General features: G+C 68.2%; 20 protein-coding genes. 7 read left to right on the top strand and 13 right to left on the bottom strand.

The features are described 5' to 3' along the window. Positions 1-59: 59 nt before the first annotated feature. Genes QRM95_RS16215 through QRM95_RS16200 form a run of 4 tightly spaced genes read right to left on the bottom strand, consistent with a single transcriptional unit; the run spans position 60 to position 4,491 of the window. Positions 60-1,334, bottom strand: coding sequence for a glycosyltransferase (locus QRM95_RS16215; RefSeq protein ID WP_285248563.1), 1,275 nt, complete (start codon positions 1,332-1,334; stop codon positions 60-62). Continuing rightward, positions 1,334-1,939 (bottom strand): TetR/AcrR family transcriptional regulator, encoded by a 606-nt coding sequence (locus QRM95_RS16210; RefSeq protein WP_285248562.1) that lies wholly within the window; start codon positions 1,937-1,939, stop codon positions 1,334-1,336. The genes QRM95_RS16215 and QRM95_RS16210 overlap by 1 nt, the downstream gene beginning before the upstream one ends. 56 nt (positions 1,940-1,995) lie before the next feature. Beyond that, on the bottom strand, positions 1,996-3,456 hold the full coding sequence (locus tag QRM95_RS16205) for an FAD-dependent oxidoreductase (RefSeq protein ID WP_502934981.1): 1,461 nt from the start codon (positions 3,454-3,456) through the stop codon (positions 1,996-1,998). Between the two features lie 39 nt (positions 3,457-3,495). After that, on the bottom strand, positions 3,496-4,491 hold the full coding sequence (locus QRM95_RS16200) for a DNA topoisomerase IB (RefSeq protein ID WP_285248560.1): 996 nt from the start codon (positions 4,489-4,491) through the stop codon (positions 3,496-3,498). 119 nt (positions 4,492-4,610) lie between these two features. On the opposite strand from QRM95_RS16200, the gene rarD reads away from it, so the two are divergent. Beyond that, positions 4,611-5,621 carry an EamA family transporter RarD gene (gene rarD / locus QRM95_RS16195; RefSeq protein WP_285248559.1) on the top strand — a complete coding sequence of 337 codons (1,011 nt, stop codon included), beginning with the start codon at positions 4,611-4,613 and terminating at the stop codon, positions 5,619-5,621. An 80-nt stretch (positions 5,622-5,701) separates the two neighbouring features. On the opposite strand, the gene gabT is transcribed toward rarD, so the two are convergent. Continuing rightward, positions 5,702-7,072, bottom strand: coding sequence for a 4-aminobutyrate--2-oxoglutarate transaminase (gene gabT, locus QRM95_RS16190; protein WP_285248558.1), 1,371 nt, complete (start codon positions 7,070-7,072; stop codon positions 5,702-5,704). 74 nt (positions 7,073-7,146) lie between these two features. Beyond that, positions 7,147-8,577, bottom strand: coding sequence for an aminobutyraldehyde dehydrogenase (locus tag QRM95_RS16185; protein ID WP_285248557.1), 1,431 nt, complete (start codon positions 8,575-8,577; stop codon positions 7,147-7,149). A 168-nt stretch (positions 8,578-8,745) separates the two neighbouring features. On the opposite strand from QRM95_RS16185, the gene QRM95_RS16180 reads away from it, so the two are divergent. After that, positions 8,746-10,182, top strand: coding sequence for a PucR family transcriptional regulator (locus tag QRM95_RS16180; RefSeq protein ID WP_285248556.1), 1,437 nt, complete (start codon positions 8,746-8,748; stop codon positions 10,180-10,182). Positions 10,183-10,190: 8 nt separating this feature from the next. Here QRM95_RS16180 and QRM95_RS16175 read toward each other — a convergent pair whose 3' ends face one another. After that, positions 10,191-11,798: a CYTH and CHAD domain-containing protein gene (locus QRM95_RS16175; protein WP_285248555.1), complete on the bottom strand. Its 1,608-nt coding sequence runs from the start codon at positions 11,796-11,798 to the stop codon at positions 10,191-10,193. A 136-nt stretch (positions 11,799-11,934) separates the two neighbouring features. Here QRM95_RS16175 and QRM95_RS16170 point away from each other — a divergent pair, with 136 nt between their 5' ends. Both QRM95_RS16170 and QRM95_RS16165 read left to right on the top strand, forming a co-directional pair. Further along, positions 11,935-13,200, top strand: coding sequence for an MFS transporter (locus QRM95_RS16170; RefSeq protein ID WP_285248554.1), 1,266 nt, complete (start codon positions 11,935-11,937; stop codon positions 13,198-13,200). Positions 13,201-13,204: 4 nt separating this feature from the next. Beyond that, entirely contained in the window at positions 13,205-13,885 is a 681-nt protein-coding gene (locus tag QRM95_RS16165; protein ID WP_285248553.1) for a FadR/GntR family transcriptional regulator, read from the top strand. Between the two features lie 74 nt (positions 13,886-13,959). Here QRM95_RS16165 and QRM95_RS16160 read toward each other — a convergent pair whose 3' ends face one another. Continuing rightward, positions 13,960-14,499 (bottom strand): hypothetical protein, encoded by a 540-nt coding sequence (locus QRM95_RS16160; RefSeq protein ID WP_285248552.1) that lies wholly within the window; start codon positions 14,497-14,499, stop codon positions 13,960-13,962. 160 nt (positions 14,500-14,659) lie between these two features. On the opposite strand from QRM95_RS16160, the gene QRM95_RS16155 reads away from it, so the two are divergent. From QRM95_RS16155 to QRM95_RS16145, 3 genes are read left to right on the top strand one after another with little or no spacing between them, the layout of a single operon-like run. Next, complete coding sequence (locus tag QRM95_RS16155; RefSeq protein ID WP_285248551.1) at positions 14,660-14,950, top strand: hypothetical protein; 291 nt, start codon at positions 14,660-14,662, stop codon at positions 14,948-14,950. Positions 14,951-14,953: 3 nt separating this feature from the next. Beyond that, positions 14,954-15,781, top strand: coding sequence for a DUF1206 domain-containing protein (locus QRM95_RS16150; protein WP_285248550.1), 828 nt, complete (start codon positions 14,954-14,956; stop codon positions 15,779-15,781). Between the two features lie 35 nt (positions 15,782-15,816). Further along, on the top strand, positions 15,817-16,257 hold the full coding sequence (locus QRM95_RS16145) for an SRPBCC family protein (RefSeq protein WP_285248549.1): 441 nt from the start codon (positions 15,817-15,819) through the stop codon (positions 16,255-16,257). Between the two features lie 65 nt (positions 16,258-16,322). On the opposite strand, the gene QRM95_RS16140 is transcribed toward QRM95_RS16145, so the two are convergent. The 5 genes from QRM95_RS16140 to QRM95_RS16120 form a co-directional block, all read right to left on the bottom strand. Beyond that, positions 16,323-17,789, bottom strand: coding sequence for an FAD-dependent oxidoreductase (locus QRM95_RS16140; protein ID WP_285248548.1), 1,467 nt, complete (start codon positions 17,787-17,789; stop codon positions 16,323-16,325). Between the two features lie 97 nt (positions 17,790-17,886). Further along, positions 17,887-19,149 carry a uroporphyrinogen-III C-methyltransferase gene (cobA, locus tag QRM95_RS16135; protein WP_285248547.1) on the bottom strand — a complete coding sequence of 421 codons (1,263 nt, stop codon included), beginning with the start codon at positions 19,147-19,149 and terminating at the stop codon, positions 17,887-17,889. 88 nt (positions 19,150-19,237) lie between these two features. Beyond that, on the bottom strand, positions 19,238-19,684 hold the full coding sequence (locus QRM95_RS16130; protein ID WP_285248546.1) for an SRPBCC family protein: 447 nt from the start codon (positions 19,682-19,684) through the stop codon (positions 19,238-19,240). Between the two features lie 107 nt (positions 19,685-19,791). After that, a complete protein-coding gene (locus tag QRM95_RS16125) occupies positions 19,792-20,757 on the bottom strand; it encodes an ABC transporter permease (RefSeq protein ID WP_285248545.1) in 966 nt (321 codons plus the stop codon). Further along, entirely contained in the window at positions 20,747-21,472 is a 726-nt protein-coding gene (locus QRM95_RS16120; RefSeq protein WP_285248544.1) for an ABC transporter ATP-binding protein, read from the bottom strand. The genes QRM95_RS16125 and QRM95_RS16120 overlap by 11 nt, the downstream gene beginning before the upstream one ends. Positions 21,473-21,480 lie beyond the last annotated feature (8 nt).

The raw sequence follows: 21,480 nt of genomic DNA, 5'->3' as shown, positions 1-21,480 counted from the left end.
GTCCGGCGAAGCAGCGCTGGAGGGTGGCCCAGCCAGCATAGCCAAACAACACCCCCGTGTCATCGGCGCACCCGGACCAGTTCCTCCAACGCATCCGCGCCCGCCGCGGCTCCCCCGGCGGCGGCATAGCCGGCAGCGACCCGCCGCGCGCCCGGCGCCTTCCCCAGGGCCCGGTAAACGGCTGCCCGGAGCCGCTCGGGGGTGAGGTTTTTCCGCCCCAGCCGCACCCCGGCGTCGGCCGCCACCACCCGGGCCGCCACCTCGTGCTGGTCGCGGCCGAACGGAACCACCACCACCGGCACTCCCTTGGACAGGGCCTTCTGCGTTGCCCCCATTCCGCCGTGGGTGATGGCAACCGCTGCCCGGTCGAGCACGGTCCCGTGCGGGACGAAGTGCTCCAGCCGCGCATTGGCCGGCAGGGGCCCGAACCGGTCCATGCCGGCGGCCTTGGCGGCACCGGCCGAACCGGCCTGGGCTGCAGGCAGGGTGGCGACGACGGTAAAGGGCTCCCCGGCCAGGCCTGCCAACGCCGCACGGACGATCGCCTCGTCTGCCTGGTATTCAGAGGACGTGGTCACCAGGATGACGGGGTGGGTGGCCTCTCCAAGCCAGGCGGGAGGTTCGGCCGGCGGCTCCCATGCGAGTGCGCCAATCATGCGCACGTCGGCACCCCAGTCCGGGTGGGGATACTCGAACGGCTCGGAGGTCGCCACGAGCATCAGAGGCGCGGTGCGGAACATAGAGTCGGCGCCGGTCACCGGGGGAAGCCTGCCTCCGGAAAGTTCGGCCCGAAGTGAATTGATCCGCGGCAGCATCAGCTTTTCCACCGCGCCAATGACCAGGCGGCGAGCCACGGCATCGCGGGCCCTCCCCCACGGGCCGTTCATAGGGGCAAGCCCGGGACCAAAGGGCGGCGTTCCCTTCGATTGCAGCGGCGGGGTGTAGGGGCTGAACGTGGCCCAGGGAAGGCCCGATGACTCGGCTTGGATCCGTGCTCCCCAGGCGTTGATGTCGATGAGCAGCAGGTCCGGGCTGACGTCGGCGATGGCCCGCTGCAGGTCCGGCGCATCGAAACGGGCGCGGCTGGTGAACGTCTCAACGCTGGAAGCCAAGGCAGCCTTGGGGTTTCCGGCCCTGTAGTCCGTGGCCTCGATCGCAAGGATCCTCCCGTCCACGGACCCGGCGTGGAACCCTAACGCCGTAATCATGGGAACCTGCCCGCGAAGGGTGCGCACGTGCACGTCGTGGCCCCGGGCTTTGAGTTCCCCGAGCAGGGGAACCATGGGGAAGAGGTGGCCGATGGCGGGCGAGGTGTAGGCAAGGACGGTGGACATCAGGGCCTCCGGGTGAAGGGTTCCAGCATTTCGAACAGGGAGTGTGCCACCTGGTCACGGCTGAGCCCGGCATCGAGGCGCAGCAGTTTCCAGGTGTAGACGTCGCAGAGGGCGACGAACTGGGCCAGCCGGCGGTCATGGTCCGGGGTACCCGCCATGGCTTCCAGGAATGGCGCAAATACCCGTCCGCACCATTGCCGGTGGAGTTGGCGGGCGGCCCCGGTAATGGCGGCGAGGTCCGCGGATGAGTGTTCATCGGCGAGGAGTTTCAGGGCGAGCGGGGCGGTGGTTTCGTAGTGGTCAAGCAGGTTTTCGACGGCGGCCTGGACGTCACCGGATGGAGCGGCATTCCGCTGGGCCGAGACGCGTGCGGCGGCTGACTCTGCCGTGGCGCGGATCAGGCCGTCCCGGCCGCCGAACCGGCGGATGATGGTCTGGACCGTGACGCCCGCCCGCTCCGCGACGGCGTTCAACGTGACATCGGCAAGCGGCCCCGCCATGAACAGGTCCTCGGTGGCCTGCAGGATGCGGTAACCCGTCTGGGCCGCAGCCGAGGCGCGTTTCCGCGAGTCATAGGCACGGGTCTTTGCCCCGCCGACTTTCATGTTAATGATGTTAACTCGAATAACCGGCGCTGCACAGGGTGCGCCGGCGGAAAGCGTCAGCCGCGGGAGATGCGGATCATTTCCTCGCGCGGGACCACCTTGATGCGTTCGCGCACCACATGGTCCAGCCCTTCGGGGCCGGTCCAGGCAGCACCGAGTCCGGCCTCGTGGGCATCGAGCTTGTTCCAGCCCTCCCACGTGGTGTACTCGATGCCGCGCTCCTCCAGGAGGTCGATGATGGCCTGCGGATCCGGGTTGCGGGCCGCCGGGAGGTTCAGCCGGTCCTCCAGCAGGAACCCGATGGTCTCCAGGGCATCGCCCTTGGTGTGCCCGATCAGGCCGACGGGGCCGCGCTTGATCCAGCCGGTGGCGTAGATTCCGGGGACGGGCTTGCCATCGGCGTCCAGGACGCGGCCGCCCTCGTTCGGGATGACGCCGCGTTTGGCGTCATATTCCAGTTCGTCGAGCGCCGAGCCGTGGTAGCCGATGGCGCGGTAGACAGCCTGGACGGGGTATTCAACGTATTCCCCCGTGCCCTTGGCGTTTCCGGTCCCGTCCAGCTGCATCCGCTCGAACTTGATGCCGCCCACCTTGCCCGTGCCGTCGTCGAGCACTTCTATGGGGCTGTGCAGGAAGTGCAGGTGCAGCCGGCGGGAGGACGGGTTCTCGGCTTCGGCGTGCTCTTCCACGAGCCAGTTGGTGAGGGTGTTCACCATGGTCTTGATCTGGTTGTTGCTGCGGATGGCCTCGTCCGAGGCGTCGTCGAATTCGAAATCCTCCGGGTAGAGCACGATGTCGACGTCGTCCATGTGGCTGAGCTCCCGCAACTCCAGCGGGGTGAACTTGACCTGGGCGGGCCCGCGGCGGCCGAAGACGTGGACGTCGGTAACGGGAGATGACTTCAGGCCCTGGTAGACGTTGTCCGGGATTTCGGTGCTGAGCAGTTCTTCCGGGTGCTTGACCAGCATGCGGGCCACGTCCAGGGCCACATTGCCGTTGCCGATGACCGCGATCTCCTTCGCGTCGAGGGGCCACTCGCGCGGAACGTCCGGGTGCCCGTCGTACCAGGACACGAAATCTGCTCCGCCGAAGGAACCCTGGAGGTCGATGCCCGGGATGTCCAGGTCCGCGTCCTTGACCGCACCGGTGGAAAAGATCACGGCGTCGTAGAAGGCGCGGAAGTCGTGCAGGGTCAGGTCGCGCCCGTAGGTCACGTTGCCCAGGAACCGGATGTCGCCGCGGTCCAGGACCTTGTGCAGGGCGTTGACGATGCCCTTGATCCGCGGATGGTCCGGGGCCACGCCGTACCGGATCAGCCCGTAGGGCGCCGGATACGCCTCAAAGAGGTCGATGCTGACCTGGAAGTCGCCGTCCTTGACGCCGCTGGACTTGGTGAGGATGTCCGCAGCATAGACTCCTGCCGGTCCCGCGCCGATGATGGCGACGCGGAGCGGACGGTTGGCGGCGGATTCGCTGTGATTGGTCACCGGGAGCCCTTCTGAACTGGTCCTGCTCATGATTCATGCGCTGCATGGTGCAACGCACAAGGCCCCATTCTAGTTGGCGGCCAGGGGCACCACCTGGCCTTCCCGGTACAGGAGTGCCCGGAGTTCGGCTTCGGCGGAGTCCAGCCGCTTCGGATCGATGGTTTCGCCGTCGTGGTAGTGGTCCACCACCCGGGGGTCCACGTAGCTCTTGCGGGCGATCGAGGGGGTGTTTCCCAACGTCTCCGCGGCCTCGGCCATGGCCCTGCTGATGGCGCGCTTCCGCTTGGCGGCCGTGCGCAGGGCGCCGGTCCGCGCCAGGCTGGCCGCTGCGGCAGCCGTTCCCCGCAGGGTCCGGAAGTCCTTGGCCGTGAAATCGGACCCGGTCCGCTCCTTGACGTAGGCGTTGATGTCCGCGCTGGTCACGGGCCGCCAGGTGCGGCCCTCCTTGTAGGCGAGGAGCCGCGCGTTGGATCCGCGCCGCTTCAGCAGGCGCAAGAGGTCGGCGAGGTCGGGATCCCGGATTTCCGATTCCCAGTCCTTGCCGCTCTTTGCCGGGAAGCTCAGCAGGATCCTGTCTTTGCGCACCCGGACGTGGGCACACAGCAGCGTGGCCAGGCCGCGGCTGCCGTTCTCATTCGTGTAGCGCTCGGAGCCGACCCGCAGGGATCCGCTGTCAAGCATCCGGAAGGCTGCCGCCAGGACGCGTTCCCGGCTGAAGCCCTCGCTTCGCAGATCGATGGTGACCTTGCGGCGGGCCGTAGGCAGCGATTCGGCCAGCTGCAGGGACCGGTCGAACTTGACCCGGTCCTTCCGCTCGCGCCACTCAGGGTGGTAGATGTACTGGCGCCGCCCCACTGCGTCCAGGCCTGTGGCCTGGATGTGGCCGTTCTCAAACGGGGCGATCCAGACGTCGGTCCATGCCGGGGGAATGCCGATATTTTCGAGCCGGTCCCGCACGGGTCCGGGCGGCAGGGTGGAACCGTCAAGGTCCCGGTAACTGAAGCCTGTTCCTGCGGCCACCCTGCGGTAGCCGCGGCCGGAGGCGTTGCTGCGCCGGAGTCTCATCGGGCGCCGGATGGCCGGTAAGCGGATCTCATAAAAGAAAGCCTACTGATTGTTTTGCGGTTTGCCCGTGTTCCGGCTGGAATACCTGCCCCGGGACTGCTGTTATGGACATCGTGCCCATGCCAGAACGAACGTCCCACGCCGCCCCACTCACCACGTCCCCGGCCCCCGCGCAGGAGCCTGCGGCCACCACGGGCCCCAAGCCCGTTGCGAAAGACACGACGGCGGGCATGCTCTTCGGCATCGGCGCGTACGTTTTGTGGGGCCTGCTCCCCCTGTACTTCTTCATCCTCATGCCTGCGGGCGCCGTCGAAATCGTGGCCAACCGCGTGGTGTGGTCGCTGTTGTTCTGCGTCCTCCTGATCACGGTGACCCGGACCTGGCGCGTGCTTGCGGCCGCGGTGAGGGACCGGCGGGTGTTCGGTCCGCTCGCGTTGGCGGCGTTCCTGATCGCGATCAACTGGTTGACCTACACCTACGGCGTGACCACCGGGCAAGCTGTGGAAACCTCGCTGGGCTACTTCATCAACCCGCTCGTTTCCGTTTTGCTGGGCGTGTTCGTGTTGAAGGAACGCCTCCGGCCGCTCCAGTGGGCCGCCGTCGGCGTCGGCTTCATCGCTGTGGGCGTGCTGACCTACTCTTACGGGAAACTTCCGTGGATCGCCCTGACACTGGCGTTCAGTTTCGGACTGTACGGGTTCGTCAAGAACCGGGTGGGCTCCAGGGTGGACGCCATTACCAGCCTCAGCGTGGAAACCATGGTCCTGGCCCCGCTGGCCGCCGTGGCGATGGTTGTCCTGGCCGCCGGCGGCACCGCCACCCTGACCACGGAGGGTGCCGGACACTTCTGGCTGTTGCTGGCCTCCGGCGTCATCACCGCGGTTCCGCTGCTCTTCTTCGGCGCCTCCGCCCGGAGGCTGCCCATGACCACCATCGGGTTGCTGCAGTACTTCGCGCCGGTGCTGCAGTTCCTGGTGGCGCTGCTGGTGTTCCGGGAGGCCATGACCGTGGAGCGCTGGATCGGCTTTGGAGTGGTGTGGCTGGCCCTGCTGCTGCTCACGGTGGACATGCTGCGGACGGCACGCCGGAACTCGCTGGTCCGCAGGGCCGCGCTCCGCGCCGCCGCCTGAAAAGGCTGCCCAGGCGCAAAGAAGGTGGGCTCCCCATGGGGAGCCCACCTTCTTTGCGTTGCCGGAGGGAGTCGTTCCGGTTAGGCGTTGGCCTTGATCGCCGCGGCCAGGACATCCAGCCCGTCGTTGAGCAGCTCGTCGGTGATGACCAGCGGGGGCAGCAGGCGGATGACGTTGCCGTAGGTTCCACAGGTGAGGATGATGACGCCTTCCTTCAGGCAGGCGGCGGCAACGGCCTTGGTCAGCTCCGGGTTGGGTTCCTTGGAACCGGCCTGGACGAGTTCGACGGCGAGCATGGCACCGCGGCCACGGACGTCACCGATGACGGCGGCACCGGCAGCAGCCAGGTCGGACTGCAGGTCGCGGAGGCGGCCCAGTGCGAGTTCCTCGATGTGGCGGGCACGGCCGTTGAGGTCGTATTCCTCCATGGACCCGATGGATGCCAGGGCAGCGGCGCACGCCACGGGGTTGCCGCCGTAGGTGCCGCCCAGGCCGCCGGGGTGGACGGCGTCGAGCAGGTCTGCTCGGCCGGTGATGGCGGACAGCGGCATGCCGCCGGCGATGCCCTTGGCCATGGTGATGATGTCCGGGACGACGCCCTCGTGGTTGACGGCGAACCATTCTCCGGTGCGGCAGAAGCCGGACTGGACTTCGTCGGCGATGAAGACGATGCCCTTGTCCTTGGCCCAGGCGGCCAGCGCCGGCAGGAAACCCTCGGCGGGGACGATGAAGCCGCCCTCGCCCTGGATCGGTTCGATGATGATCGCGGCAACCTGGTCCCCGCCGATCTGCTTCTCGATCATGGTGATGGCTCGCTTTGCTGCCTCGGCACCGGTGATGGAGGGGTTCTCCTCGCGGTACGGGTAGCTCATGGGCATCCGGTAGACCTCAGGGGCGAACGGGCCGAAGTTGGTCTTGTACGGCATGGCCTTGGCGGTCAAGGCCATGGTCAGGTTGGTGCGCCCGTGGTAGGCGTGGTCGAAGGCGACGACGGCGTCCCGGCCGGTTGCCAGGCGGGCCACCTTGACGGCGTTCTCCACGGCCTCGGCGCCGGAGTTGAAGAGGACGGTGCGCTTTTCGTGGTCACCCGGGGTGAGGCGGTTCAGCTGCTCGGCGACCGCGACGTAGCCCTCGTACGGGGTGACCATGAAGCAGGTGTGGGTGAAGTGCTCCACCGCTTCCTTGACGGCACCGACGACGGCGGGATCGGAGGCGCCCACGCTGGTCACGGCGATGCCCGAGCCGAGGTCGATGAAGGAGTTGCCGTCGACGTCATGGATGATGCCGCCGTCGGCGTCTGCAACGTAGACCGGGACGCTGGAGGCGACGCCGGCAGCCACCACGGACTTGCGGCGCTCGGTCAATGCCACGGACTTGGGGCCCGGGAAGTCGGCCTGGACGTTGCGCTTCTGCTCGAGCCGGTAGGTGATGTCTGATGCGGTGGTGGTCATTGGGGTTCTTTCTGTGCTGGTGGTTGAGCGTGCCGAAACCGCGGTTTTCGGCGAGCTCAACCCGCGGAAACTGGTCAGGCGTCGAGGGCGGACATGACGTGCTTGATGCGGGTGTAGTCCTCCACGCCGTACATGGAGAGGTCCTTGCCGTAGCCGGACTGCTTGAAGCCGCCGTGCGGCATTTCGGCGGTGAGCAGGATGTGGGTGTTGATCCAGACGGCGCCGAAGTCCAGGTCCCGGCTCATCCGCATGGCGGTGCCGTGGTTGGTGGTCCAGACGCTGGAGGCCAGGGCGTACTCGACGTCGTTGGCCAGTTCCACGGCTTCGGCTTCGGTGCTGAATTTCTGCACGGTGATGACCGGGCCGAAGGTTTCCTTCTGCACCACGTCGTCGGTCTGCTTGGCGCCGGTGATGATGGTGGGTTCGAAGAAGAAACCCTTCTCCCCCGCGCGGTGGCCGCCGGTTTCGATCCGGCAGTTGGCGGGCAGGTTCTCCACCACCGAGGTCACTGCCTTGAAGTGGTTGATGTTGTTCAGCGGCCCGAAGTAGTTGTCTTCATCGTTCTGCGAGCCGGTGTGCAGGGTCTTGGTGTGTTCCACCATGGCTGCCACGACGTCGTCGTGCACTGACTCCTCCACCAGGACCCTGGTGATGGCGGTGCAGTCCTGGCCGGCGTTGAAGAACGCGAACTCGGCGATGGCCGCGGCGCTCTTCTTGATGTCCGCGTCCTTGAACACGATGGCCGGAGCCTTCCCGCCCAGCTCCAGGTGCGCGCGCTTGAGGCCCTTGGCGGCACCGGAGGCGACGGCAATGCCGGCGCGAACGGAGCCGGTGATGGACACCAGGCCGGGGACCTTGTGCTCCACCATCATGGCCCCGGTTTCGCCGGTGCCCAGGACAACGTTCAGAACGCCGGCGGGGAAGATCTCTCCGGCAAGGCGGGCCAGCACCAGGGTGGACTCCGGCGTGGTGTCAGAAGGCTTGAGGACCACGGTGTTGCCGGCGGCCAGGGCGGGGCCGATCTTCCAGATGGCCATCAGGAACGGGTAGTTCCAGGGCGCCACCTGGGCCACCACGCCGATGGGTTCGCGGCGGACGTAGGAGGTGTGGCCCTCGAAGTATTCGCCGGCGGACTTGCCTTCCAGGATGCGGGCGGCACCGGCGAAGAAGCGAAGCTGGTCTGCGCCGGCGGCGATTTCCTCGGAGGCGATCAGGGAGCGCACCTGGCCGGTGTTGCGGTGCTGTGCCTCGACGAGTTCGGCGCTGTTGGCCTCGATGGCGTCGGCGAGCTTGAGCAGCATCAGCTGGCGCTGGCCAGGGGTGACGTGCTTCCAGGTCCGGAATGCTTCCTTCGCGGCAGCCATGGCGGCGTCGACATCGGCCTGCACGGAAACGGGGGCGTGTGCCACCACCTCGCCGTTGGCGGGGTTGACCACGTCCAGCAGGGCGGTGCCGGCCGGCGTGACGAACGCGCCGTTGATGAAGTTCTGCAAGGTTTGGACCACGGTGTGCAACCTCTTTCGTAGGAGCCATCAGCGCCCGGGCGGAGGCCGGGACGGATGGATGGAACTGCATTGAGCCTATGCCAGGGCCCCAGCGCGGTGAATAGCCACCTGCACACCCTTACGGAACAGGTTTAGTGCGGTTGCCCAGCTCACGTTTATCCTTGCTTCATGGCCATTTCCCTTGCTGCCCTGGTGGGCGTCACGTCGCTGAAGCTGTCCAAGGCGGGCGTGGCGGAGACCACCTGGAACCAGGACATCAACTGGGTGGCCGTCACCGAGCTTGAGGATCCCCAGCGGTTCCTCAACGGCGGAGAGCTGGTCCTCACCACCGGCCTGCGGCTGCGCTCCGCCCCCGAACAGCGCCGCTTTGTCCGCCAGGTGCAGCGGGCCGGCGCGGTGGGCATCGGATTCGGGGTGGGCCTGACGCACGAGGCAGTCCCGCCGGCCCTGCTGGCGGAGGCGAACCGCTGGGGCCTCCCTGTGGTGGAGGTCCCCTACGAGACTCCGTTCATCGCCATTACCAAGCTGGTGGCGGACGCCCAGTCGGCGGACCACTACGCCAAGCTTGAGCGGCTCATCGCCGGCCACCAGGTGCTGGCCCGGGCACTTTTGACCGGCGGCGGGCTGGCCGAGTTGTTGAAGAATTTGGGCGGCATGCTGCGCACGGATATTGCCCTGACCCAGTTCGCCGCGCAGCTGTACAACAGCAGCATGTCCAGCCCGTCCGCGGATACCTGGTCCAGCTACCCCGTCCCCACCGGCCGGCGGGATGCCTGCACGCTGTGGGTCCGCCAGCCCTTCGAGGACACAGGCATCATCGGGTATGCGCAGAACCTGATCAGCGTAGAGCTGAACAACATGGTCAAGCAGCGCCAGGCCCAGCGGGCGCTCTGCGGCCAGGTGTTGGAGGACGTGATCCATGGCGCGCTGGAGACCAGCGAGGCGCAGCGCCGCCTGGCGGGCGTGGGCGTGAACAGCACCCGCAAGAACGTGGTGCTGCTGGCGGTGTCCGCCGCCCACGGCAAGGCCTTGGGCAGCACCTCGGTGCCGCAGGAGCTCCAGAAGGCCGTGGCCGCCGTCGTGGGCAAGGATTTGGTGCTGGTGGTCAATGACGACGGCGGCGCGGCACCGGCGCTGGCCCGCGGGCTGAGCGATCACCTGGCGGAGGCCGGAATCCACGCCACGATCGGCATCGGCGGGGCATACACCAAGCCTAATGGCCTGCGCTGGAGCTACTTCGAGGCGCGGGACGCCGCAAGCCACGGCCTGCCGGTCAATGAGCCCGAGCGGCTGAGCCTGACCTCGCTGCTGCTGGCCAGTGAGGACGTGCCGCTGGCGGACATGGCGCATGAGTCCCTGAACCCGCTGCGGGCCTTCGATGCCGCGCACGGCTCGGAGCTGATGGCCACGCTGGAGAGCTACTTGAACAACAACGGCTCGGTGGCCGCGGTGGCGGAAGAGCTCACCCTGCACCGCAACACCGTGCGGTACCGGCTGGCCCAGATCACCGAGCTGACCGGCTACGATCCCTCGGTCACGGCGGACCGGGTGCAGTTGTGGCTGGCCCTGGCTGTGGCGCGGTTGTCGGCGCGGCAGGGCAAGTAAACCCGCCCCTAGATGATGCCGCGGCGGAAGAGGTCGCGGGATTTCTTCCGGGCCTTCCGGTATTTGGCGTGTGCGGCGAGCATGATCGCATCCTGCTGGCTGAGCAGCTCGGTGTAGACGGCCGCGGCGGCCGGGTCGCTGCCGTCCCCGGCGAGGGCCGTCAGCAGTTCCCTGGCCACCACGGCGTCCTGGAATCTGCCGAGGATCTTTTGCTGCCGGCGGGCGGCTTTGGCGACTTTGGCGGCGCGCTTGCCGCGGACCAGGGCGGCTGATTCCGCCACGTAGCGCAGCCGCTTGGCGTCCTTGCGTACGCGGTGCAGGGCAAGTTCCTGGTCCGTGCCGCGGCGGGCGCGGGTGGCCGCCTTGTGCGAGCGCTTCACCTTCCTGGCACCCTTGTCCACGGCTTTCGCTGCCGCCTTGCGGCCGGAGGTGACGGCGGCGGCGCGCACCGGCGGGTTGTCGCGGAAATCCTCGAGGTTGTCCAGGAGCCGGAAGTAGCGGGCCGAGCCGAGCGCTTCCTGCAGGAGGCGGTAGGCGGCGTCGAATTTTTCACCCGTCCGGTGGTCAACCGCGGCCGTGGCGGCGGCGAGGCCTTCCCCCGGCGGAAGATCGGCCAGCTGGCTGCGGAGCTGCGCGCGCAGGACTTCGGCGTCGCGCGGTTCGCCGAGCAGCCGGCCCAGCCATTTCAGCTCGTCCCGGAGCCGGCGCACCGGTGATGCCCGGTACAGCTTGCCGTACGCGGCCAGGACTGACCGGATGCGGCGGGCCGAGGAGCGCATGGTGTGCACGGCTTCCGGTTCCTCGAGCCGGACGGCGGCGTCGATGGCAAGGATCTCGTCGATCTGCGACGCCACAAAGACGGTGACGACGGCGGCTGCCGGGGCGCGCTTGCCGGCCAGCAGGGCGGGGCTGCTTCCGGCGTCACCGCCGCGCGCACCGTCGTCGGGGGCGGCGCCGTTGGAGCGTTTCGCGGCTGCCTTGCCTGTGCCCAGGGCGCGCGCCAGCTTCGAGGCGTGCGCGGCGGGGCGGGCACCGACGGCGGTCAGGAGTTCCTCCACCGGCCCGAAGAGGGCGGGGCCGCCGTGGACCAGTTCCACCTCCCACTCGCGCCACTCCCCCTGCGCGCTGGTGCCCTTGTCCCGGCCGTCCAGCCGTTCGGCGGTGACGTGGTCGTCGGCGAGGTCGGCGAGGTGCACGCCGTCGTCGCCGTACAGGGGGTAGGTGGTGCGCCGGGTTTCCAGCCGGACCACGGGCACCGGAACGGATCCCCGCAGGTAGGCGTGAAGGTGGGCCAGGAGGCTGTCCGGCACGGCGTCGGGACGGCCAAGGGGTGCGTGCAGCTCCGTCCGCGGCGCGGGACCGCCAGCGGTGGCGGCGGCAGCGGTGGGCGGGAGCTTCAGGTGCCACCCCGCGTCGGCGCCGCCGGTGCGGCGCCGCAGGGTGATCCGGCGGCCCGCCAGGTCGTGGGCAGGGGTGTCGAAGTACACCGCTTCGAGGAGGTCCGTGTGGGGTTTCCCGGTCCGGGCCACCCCGGCGGCCTGTTCCAGCGCCGGCACCACGGCGTCGGCGTCGACGTCGTACTTCTTCTCGATCTCAAGTCCCCGCGAAGCCTCCACAGCCGTCCTTCCGCACCGCCCGGTCCATGCCAGGCCCTCCGACAGTCCGTTCGCAGTCTATGCCAGCCTCCGGCATGGGCGAGAGGTTGGCCACAAAAGCGCAAACATCAAACGTCTAACCTTTAGGGTGGATGGTATGTCCGCCACTCCCCCCGCGTCCGCGCCAGCAGCAACCGCCACCATCCCGGCCGTCACCGTCGGCGCGGTGCCCGCCAAGCCGCGCTCCGCCGTCGTCTTCGGCGTGATTGCCCTGGTGCTCATCGGGCTGAACCTCCGCGCGGGGATCACCGGAGCCTCGGCCCTGCTGCACGACCTTCAAGCCGTCCTGGGCTATGGGGCGCTGGTGGCGGCCATCATCCCGTCCATTCCCACCCTGTGCTTCGCGGTGGCGGGCGCCGCAACATCCTGGCTGAGCGGCAAGCTCGGCGTGGAGAAGGCAATCCTGCTGTCCCTGACCCTGCTGGCCGGCGGGCTCCTGCTGCGGGGTATTCCCACCACCGGAATGCTCGTGGCCGGCAGCGTGGTGGGCATGTCCGGCCTTGCCGTGTGCAATGTGGCCATGCCGTCCTTCATCCGCGAACACTTCGCAGACCGGACGTCGCTCATGACGGCCGTCTACACGGTGACCATGACTACCGGCGGCACCCTGTCCGCCGTCCTGGTGGTCCCGCTGGCGCAGGCCCTCGGGTCGCCATCCGCCGCGGTCGGCATGGTGGGCATCGCCGCCGTTGCGGCGCTCCTGGGCTTCCTCCCAGTGGCCCTGCACGCCCACCGCCACACGGTCCGGAGCACCGCAGCCCACATCTCCCCCTGGCCACTGCTGCGGACCGGGAAAGGCCGGCTGCTCACCGCCATCTTCACCCTCCAGGCACTGCTGGCCTACGCGCTGCTGAGCTGGCTGCCGTACATGCTCACCACTATGGGAATGAGCGCCTCGGACAGCGGGCTCATGTTCGGCCTGATGCAGCTCGTGTCCGTCCCGGCGGGCATGGTGCTGATTGCCATCGGATCCCGCCCGCGCATGCTGCGCCCGGCCTTTTACCTGGTGAGCGTCACCATGGCGGCCGGGATCGCGGCGCTGCTGGTCCTCCCTGTGGGACTGGCGGCCATTCCGGCTGTCCTGATCGGTTTCGGCCTGGGCATTTTCCCCCTGGTGATGGTGATGATCAGCCGCAGCGGGTCCAGCACGGCCGAAACCACGGCACTGTCCACCCTGGCCCAGTCCTCGGGGTACCTGCTGGCGACGGCGGGTCCCTTCGGCATGGGCCTGCTGCACAGCGCCACCGGCGGCTGGACCCTGCCACTGGCCCTTCTGCTGGCTCTGTCCGTGGCCCAAATCGTGGTGGCCCACCTGATCACGGGGCGCCCGATGTCCGGGACGCGCCCTGCGGAAAGGAAGTAGCACCTTGTCTTTGAGCCCCTCCGTCCGCCAGCCGCTGGCCGCCGAAGTCACCGCCAAGCTGCGGGAGATGGTCCACTCCGGTGAGTGGGCGTTGAACCAGCGCATCCCGCCCGAGCCCGAGCTCATGGCGCGGCTGGGGGTTTCCCGCGGGACCCTGCGCGAGGCAGTCAAGGCCCTGGCCCATGGGGGCATGCTGGAGGTCCGCCGGGGCGACGGCACCTACGTGCGGGCAACGAATGAGATGTCCGGCGCCGCGCGGCGGCTGTACCAGGACCATACCGAGCAGCACATCCTCGAGGTCCGGCTCGGCCTGGACACCCAGGCTGCGCGGCTCGCCGCCCGGAATGCCACCGACGACGACGTCACGGCCCTGCGCGCCTTCCTCGCCGCCCGGGACCAGGCCTGGAAGAACGGCGACATCGAGGCGTGGGCCGACGCAGACTGGCAGTTCCACCAGGGAGTGGCCCAGGCATCCGGCAACCCGTTGCTGCATGAGCTGTATGCCAGCTTCGGCACGGCATTCCACCATGACCTGCTCACGCAACAGCGCCGGCCCGGCTTCAATGGACTCCCGCGGGACGGCCACGAAACCCTGCTGGACGCCATAGAACGGCGGCACGAGGACGATGCCGTGGCCACGGTGAACCGGAACCTGAACTCCTGCGCGGAGTGGCTCGCGGAGTAAAGTTCCCCGGGCATGGCGGCGGCCCGGCACTGTGGTGCCGGGCCGCCGTCGTCCGTCCTCTGCCTGCCGGTGAATCAGTTCCGGCGCAGGCCTGCGAGGACGTTCGTGGGGCGCTGCATCTCGCCGTGCTTGGCTCCCAGGATGATCACCAGCGCAGCGAATCCGGGGATGGCCCACTGCAGGAGCTTGAGCTGCTGCTGGGCGGACTTCAGCTCGTCCGATGCCGCCGGCTGCGGCTCCGTGGCTCCCCTGGCCCCCTCATCGGCAAGCTTCTCCACCTTCTTGCCCAGGATGCCCGAGTACAGGGTCACCCCGGCGCCCGCAAGGGTCACGGCTGTCTTGATGGCGGTGTCGCGTGCCACGCCGTCCTGCTTGGCGATCCGGCCCTTGTTGTCCCAGGCGATGGCGAGGTCTGCCGCCAGGTGCGCGGCGAACGCAGCAGTCTGGACCGGCGCCCACCGCATCCAGCCGGCGCTGGACAGCCGGGTGCGTTCGGCGGGATCCTTGGCCTGCGCCGCTGCTCCGTTCAAGCCGATGGCGCCCATCAGCGATCCGCCGAACCATGCTGCCGCCGTCAGGTCGTGAACTGAACGCGCAAAGAGATTTCCTGCCATGATGTGCATTCCTAACGTTGTGAACGGGTCCCGGCGTGGCGCCCTCCGCGGGTGTCGCATGCCGTGTCCTAATCAAGGTATGGTCCGCTCATACTAAGCACACTTACTAATATTACGAAAGCCCGGCCCGCGGGGCCGCCGACCGCGTAATATCAACGCCATGGGAAACACAGGGACATTGTTCGGCTGGGCCTTCGGGAACCCCGCCCGGGAAAGTGACAGCGGCTATGTGGATGCGCTGGAGCGCGAGGCCCTGGGGAACGCCCGGCAAACTGCCAAGGCCAAGGGCGTCAGCGTCCTCGCCGGTTCCGAAGTGTTCACCGTCCTCAGCGGCCACGATTCACTGGTGGAACTGGACAACGCCCCCGGCCAGCTGGTGGTCCGCTGCACTGTCCACGTTGAGGGTCCGGGAGCCGAGAACATGCGGGCCGAAGGGCCCATGAACGGCTAAGGGATGTCCGACGGCGATTCCACCCTCAGCCAGGCAGCCGACGCGGTCGAAGACGCGTCCAACCACAAGGTCCTCGATGTCCTGGCCCGCACGGGATTCGCCGTCATGGCACTGCTCCATGTGATCGTGGGTGCCATCGCGATCGCCATCGCCTTCGGCCACCAGGGGGACGCCGAGCCAACCGGGGCCATTGCCCGCCTCGCGGACAACCCCTTCGGCACCATCGTCATGTGGGGGTGCGTGGTGGCATGCCTGGCATTGGCCCTCTGGCAGGCCAGCGAAGCGACCCTCCGGGCCCGGAGCCTGCCCCGGAAGGAACGGCTGGCCAAACTGGTGTCGTCGGGTTTCCTTGCCATCGCGTACGGCAGCGTGGGCCTCAGCTTTGCGGGATTCGCCGTGGGGCAGCCCAGCGACTCGGGCGACAACACCAGGGATTTCAGTTCCGGCGTGATGGCGCACCCTGCAGGGCCCTGGATCCTGGTGGCCCTGGGCCTGACCGTCCTCGGCATTGGCATCTACTTCATCGTCAAGGGCCTCCGGCGCGGGTTCAAGGAGGAACTGTTCCACTTTGACGGCACCCGGCGGGGGCGGCTGATCGACAGCCTGGGCGTCACCGGCCATGTGGCCAAGGGCATCGCCCTGGTCCTTACCGGGCTGCTGTTCGTGATCGCCGCAGCCCGGCACCGGCCCGATGAATCCACCGGACTGGACGGCAGCCTCAAGGCCCTCCAGGACCACCCGTTCGGCCCCACCCTGCTGGTGGCGATTGGCGCGGGCTTCATCGCCTACGGGATTTTCGCGATGATCCGGGCCCGGTTCGGCCGCATGTAGCACCGCCTTTTGCCCACGAAGAGAGAAGGAACCCCATGTCCACCGTCTCGCAGCTGTTCAAGTGCCCCGCTGCCGATGTCTGGCGGGTCATCGCCGACGGATGGCTGTACTCCGGCTGGGTGGTGGGCGCCTCCCGGATCAGGGATGTGGATGCCGAATGGCCGGGGCTTGGAGCCCGGCTCCACCACTCCGTGGGAGCTTGGCCGCTGGTGATCAACGACACCAGCCGCGTCACCGCGGTGGAACCCGGCCGCTCCCTGGAACTCGTGGCGCGCGGCTGGCCTGTGGGCGAGGCCAAGGTGGACATCAGGCTCGAGGACCGCGGCGGCGAATGCCTGGTCACCATGGCCGAGGACGCCATCCGCGGGCCGGGAAAGCTGATGCCGAAATTCCTCCGTGATCCTGTCATCTCCGCCCGGAACCGCGAGACGCTCCGCCGGCTGGAGCTCATGGCGATCGGCGGCGCGGGAAAATAGCGCAGCAGGGTTAAATGGCAGGAGCCGCGGAACGGTGGTTCCACGGCTCCTGCAGCATCAGGATCCTAGACTTGGGCGGACACGCCATCACGGGAGATGGCCACCATGTCCTCGCGCGGGACCACCTTGATGCGCTCACGCTTGACCTCGACGCCGTGCGAGCCGCCGGCCTCGGTGGCCGCCGCGCCGAGCGCAAGTTCGTGGGCGTCCAGTGCCAGCCAGCCTTCCCAGGACGTGAACTTTACGCCGCGGGCGTCGAGCAGCTCAACGACCGAATCCTCCGCCGGTGCGGACGCGACCGGGAGGTTTTCGCGGTCTTCCAGCAGGTAGGTCACGGTTTCCAGGGCGTCGCCCTTGGTGTGCCCGATCAAGCCGACGGGGCCACGTTTGATCCAGCCGGTGGCGTAGATACCCGGCACGTGGTTGCCTTCGGCGTCCAGGACACGGCCGCCGTCGTTCGTCACAACGCCCTTCTTGTGGTCGAACTCGACGTCCGGCAGGGCGGAACCGAAGTAGCCGATGGCGCGGTACACGGCCTGGACCGGGTAGTCCACGAACTCGCCGGTGCCGCGGGCGTTGCCCGTGCCGTCCAGCTCGGTGCGCTCGAACTTGATGCCGGCCACCTTGCCGGGGGCATCGGCGTCGTCGTAGATCTCCACCGGGCTGTGCAGGAAGTGCAGGTGCAGGCGGCGGGAAGCCTTGAGCTCGGAGAGGTCCTCCGGCTGCTCTGCGATCCAGTTGGTGAGCGTGCCCACCATGGTCTTGGTCTGGTTGTTCGTCTGGATCTGGCGGTCTGATTCCTCGTCGAACTCGAAGTCCTCCGGGTACAGGATGATGTCCACGTCCTTGGAATGGGACAGCTCGCGGAGCTCAAGCGGGGTGAACTTGACCTGGGCGGGGCCGCGGCGGCCGAAGACGTGGACGTCCGTAACCGGGGAAGCCTTCAGGCCGGCGTAGACGTTGTCCGGGATTTCCGAAACCAGGAGGTCGTCGGCGTGCTTGGACAGGACGCGCGCCACGTCCAGGGCCACGTTGCCGTTGCCGATCACGGCGATCTCCTTGGCCTCGAGCGGCCACTCGCGGGGCACGTCCGGGTGTCCGTCGTACCAGGAGACAAAGTCGGCGCCGCCGTAGGAGCCGTCCAGCTCGATGCCGGGGATGTTCAGGTCCGCGTCCTTGATGGCGCCGGTGGCGAAGATGACGGCGTCGTAGTGGGTGCGCAGGTCCTCGATGGTGAGGTCCGTGCCGTAGTCCACGTTCCCGAAGAAGCGGATGTCGCCGCGGTCCAGGACCTTGTGCAGGGCGTTGACGATGCCCTTGATGCGGGGGTGGTCCGGGGCCACGCCGTAGCGGATCAGGCCGTAGGGTGCCGGGTAGCGGTCGAAGAGGTCGATGCTGACGGTCAGCTCGCCGCTCTTGACGGCCTCGCTCTTGGTGAGGATGTCGGCGGCGTAGACGCCGGCCGGGCCGGAGCCAACGACGGCGACGCGCAGCGGACGCGCAGCAGTTCCTACGGTGGTGCTGGATGACACGGCTGTGTTCCTTTTCTTCGTTCCGGCCCAACTGGCTCGCAGTTGTTGTCGTTTTGACGGCTCAGAACGACAACAACTGCCAGTCAGTTGGGTGGGGCTAGGTGGTGAGGACGGTCTTGCGGGGGCTGTTAGGGGTGGTGGTGCCGTAGTCGGCGGTTTTGAAGTGCGGCGGAGCGAACGGGCTCACGCGCACCACGTCACCGATGACGATCACGGCGGGGTTGGCAACACCGGCGGCGTCGGCCTGGTCCGCAATGGAACCGAGCGTGCCGATGGTGACGCGCTGGTCAGGCAGGTAGCCGTTCTCCACGATACCAACCGGGGTGTCGGCCGGCATGCCTGCTTCGCCCAGCGCGGACGCGGATTCCCGGAGCTGGCCGACGCCCATGAGCAGGACGATCGTGTGGTCCGGGCGGGCGGGAACCTCGGAGAGTTCCTCGTGGCCGGTCACCACGCTGAAGCCCTTGGCCAAGCCGCGGTGCGTCACGGGGATGCCTGCGGCGGCCGGGACGGAGATGGCTGACGTGACACCGGAAACCACCTCAACTTCCACGCCGTGCTGGCGGCAGTATTCGGCTTCCTCGCCGCCGCGACCCAGGACATAGGGGTCCCCGCCCTTGAGCCGGACCACGCGGTGGCCTTGTTGTGCCTCCGCCACCAGGATCCGGTTGATCTCCGCCTGCGGCACGGGATGGTGGCCGGGGGTCTTGCCCACCTCGATGACGCGGACGTCCGGGGCCAGTTCGTTCAGGAGGCCGCGGGGGCCCAGTCGGTCGGCCACCACGACGTCGGCCTGGCCCAGCAGGCGGCGGCCGCGGACGGTGATGAGGCCGGTGTCGCCCGGACCGCCGCCCACCAGGGCAACGGTTCCCCGGTGCGCGCGGCGGCGGCGCAGCGGAAGGTCGCCGGTTTCGAGGGCGGTGGCGACAGCGTCGCGGACGGCCATGGCGCGGCGCGGGTCTCCCCCGGCATTCACGGCGATCTTGACGTCATCCACTTCGGCGACGGCGGGCGTCCAGGCGGCGGAGGCTTCATGGTTGGAGGCGTTGACGCACCAAACCCGCTGCGCCTCGGCGTCGGCCGATACCTGCGCGTCCACCTCCGGGTCGCCGGTGGCGGTCTGGGCGAACCACACGCCGTCCACGTCGCTGGAAAGGTAGGGCCGCGCTTCCCAGGTGAGCAGGCCGGCGTCGGCCATGTCCTTCAGCGCGAGCGAGGCAACCGGCGCCACGACGGTGACCACTGCGCCGGCGTCAAGCAGGCCTTTGGCGCGGCGTGCCGCAACGGGGCCGCCGCCCACCACCAGCACGGGGCGGCCGAGCAGCCGCAGCGCCGTGGGGTAAATGTCCTGAATTGCCATGGATCAACGGTAGGGCCGCGTCACATTCGCCAACAAAGGCCGAGCAACACCAGTTCACGCAAGGTAATGCTGCGTCACAAAACAATTCCTAGTGCCGCCCGGCGAGGAACCGGCCCCTGCGGATGATCAGGCGCTCCAGGTAGCGGGCCAGGACAAGCCGTTCGACGGCGGTTCCCAGGACTCCGAGCGGTGCGGTGAACTCCACCCGGTCCGTCATCACGCTGCCCGTGGATGTTGCCGCGAAGTCGTGGACATGCCGGAAGGCCTTGAAGGGGCCAGTCACCTGTTCGTCGGTGAAGCTGCGCGGGTAATCCAGACGGGTAATGCGGCTGGTCATGGTGAGCGTGACCCCGAAGTGCCGCGCCCGCCAAGTCACGTCCTGGCCCTCCCCGATCAGGCCGCTGGTGACGCCGGCTACCGCGCGCTCCCCGGATGCCTGCTGCGAGTCCAGGTGCAGGTCGATGCTGCGCGCCCGGTCGAAGAGCTGCTCCACGGGGAGTGGGGACTCGGTGCGGCACACGAAGCTGGCTGTCATGGCGCCAGTCTGCCATCTGTTCCCCAGCCGGCCAGGCAGGACAGCAGAAAGCCCGACGGCGGGAGGTCGCCGTCGGGCTTTCTGCAATGGTTGGGTGCCGGCGCGGGCTAGCGGGTGCTGCCGGACAGGAGGCCCCGGCTGCGGAGGAGCCGCTTCTCGATGGGGCCGAAGACCAGCAGCTCAATCAGGATTCCCACCGCCAGGATCACGAGGATGGCAGCCATGACCACGGCCATGTCCGAAAGGGTCCGGCCCTGGTCCAGCAGCGAACCCAGGCCAAAGCCGATGGTGCCGCCCACCGCAATGATTTCGGCGGCCATGAGGGAACGCCAGGAGAAGGCCCAGCCCTGCTTCAGGCCGCCCAGGTACCCCGGCAGCGCGGCCGGAAGGACAATCTGCAATGCCATCTGGAGCCGGGACGCGCCCAGCACGGTGCCCACCCTGCGGTACTGCGGCGGGATCTGGTCCACGCCGGAGATGAGCCCGTTGATGATGGAGGGGATTGCTCCCATGAACACCACGAAGTAGACAGTGGCATCGGTAAGGCCGAACCAAATGATGGCCGCGGGAACCCAGGCCACCGAGGGCAGGACCTGCAGGCCGGAGATCAGCGGGCCGAAGGCTCGCCGCAGCGGCGCCACCTGGGCCAGGAGCAGCCCCACCGGCGTGGCGATGACCACCGAGATGAGGAAGCCCACCACGCCCCGCTGCAGTGACGTCCAGACGGACTCCTGCAGCTTGCCGTCGCTCCAGAGGACGCCCAGCTGGCTGAGGACGTCCAGCGGACCGGGCACCAGGTCGCGGCGCTTGACGCCTAGCGAGACGTAGAACTGCCACACCAGCACCAGGACCACCAGGGCAGCCACAGGCAGGAGGATCCGGCTCCAGTCGATCCGGTGTTTGCGGTCTGCGTCGGACTGCAGGGAATCCAGGCCGGATTCCAGCTCGCGAAGGTCCTCTTTGCCGGTGGACGTCCTGGTCAGGGCGGCATGGACGTGACGGGTTTCAGCGGGTGTGGTGTCGACAGGCTCAACCACCGGCTCCTCCTCAACCAGGGGTGGGTTACTTGGCATGGCGGCGAATCTCCTCCCGCAGCCGGGCGGTGATGACCCCGGTCAGCTGGCCGGCGAGCCCGGCGTCGGTTCGGTGTTCCTCGGTGACGGACCATTCCTGGACCACCCGTCCGGGACGGGAGGACAGGAGCAGGACGCGCTGTCCCAGCCGGACAGCCTCGCGGACGTTGTGGGTGACGAAGACGATGGTGCGCCCGGTTTCCTTCCAAATCCGTTCCAGCTCATCGTGCAGCAGGTCCCGGGTGATGGCGTCCAGCGCGGCGAACGGCTCGTCCATGAGCAGCAGCTGCCGGTCCTGCGCCAGCGAGCGGGCCAGCGAGACACGCTGCCGCATACCGCCGGAGAGTTCGTGCGGACGCTTGTCCCCGGCAGAGCCAAGGTGCACCAGTTCCAGGAGTTCCTGGGCCTTGGTGCGCCGCTCGGCTTTGCCCACACCCCGGAGCTTCAGGGCCAGTTCGATGTTTTCCCGGGCCGTGAGCCACGGGAAGAGCGCGGCGTCCTGGAACATGAAGGCGGCGCCGTCGCTGGGCACTTCCAGGGCGCCCGACGTCGGCGCTTCAAGTCCTGCAATGATGTTCAGGAGGGTGGACTTGCCGCAGCCGGAGGCACCGAGGAGGGCAACGAATTCGCCCTGCTTGATGTTGGCGTTGACGTCGTCCAGTACCGGGGCGCCGTCGCCGAAGCGTTTGCCCAGGTTTTCCAGTACGACTGGCATGGTGCCGT

It is taken from the genome of Pseudarthrobacter sp. efr-133-R2A-89 (assembly GCF_030209315.1).
Taxonomy (GTDB): domain Bacteria; phylum Actinomycetota; class Actinomycetes; order Actinomycetales; family Micrococcaceae; genus Arthrobacter.
This window is presented reverse-complemented; position numbering and strand designations above follow the sequence as displayed.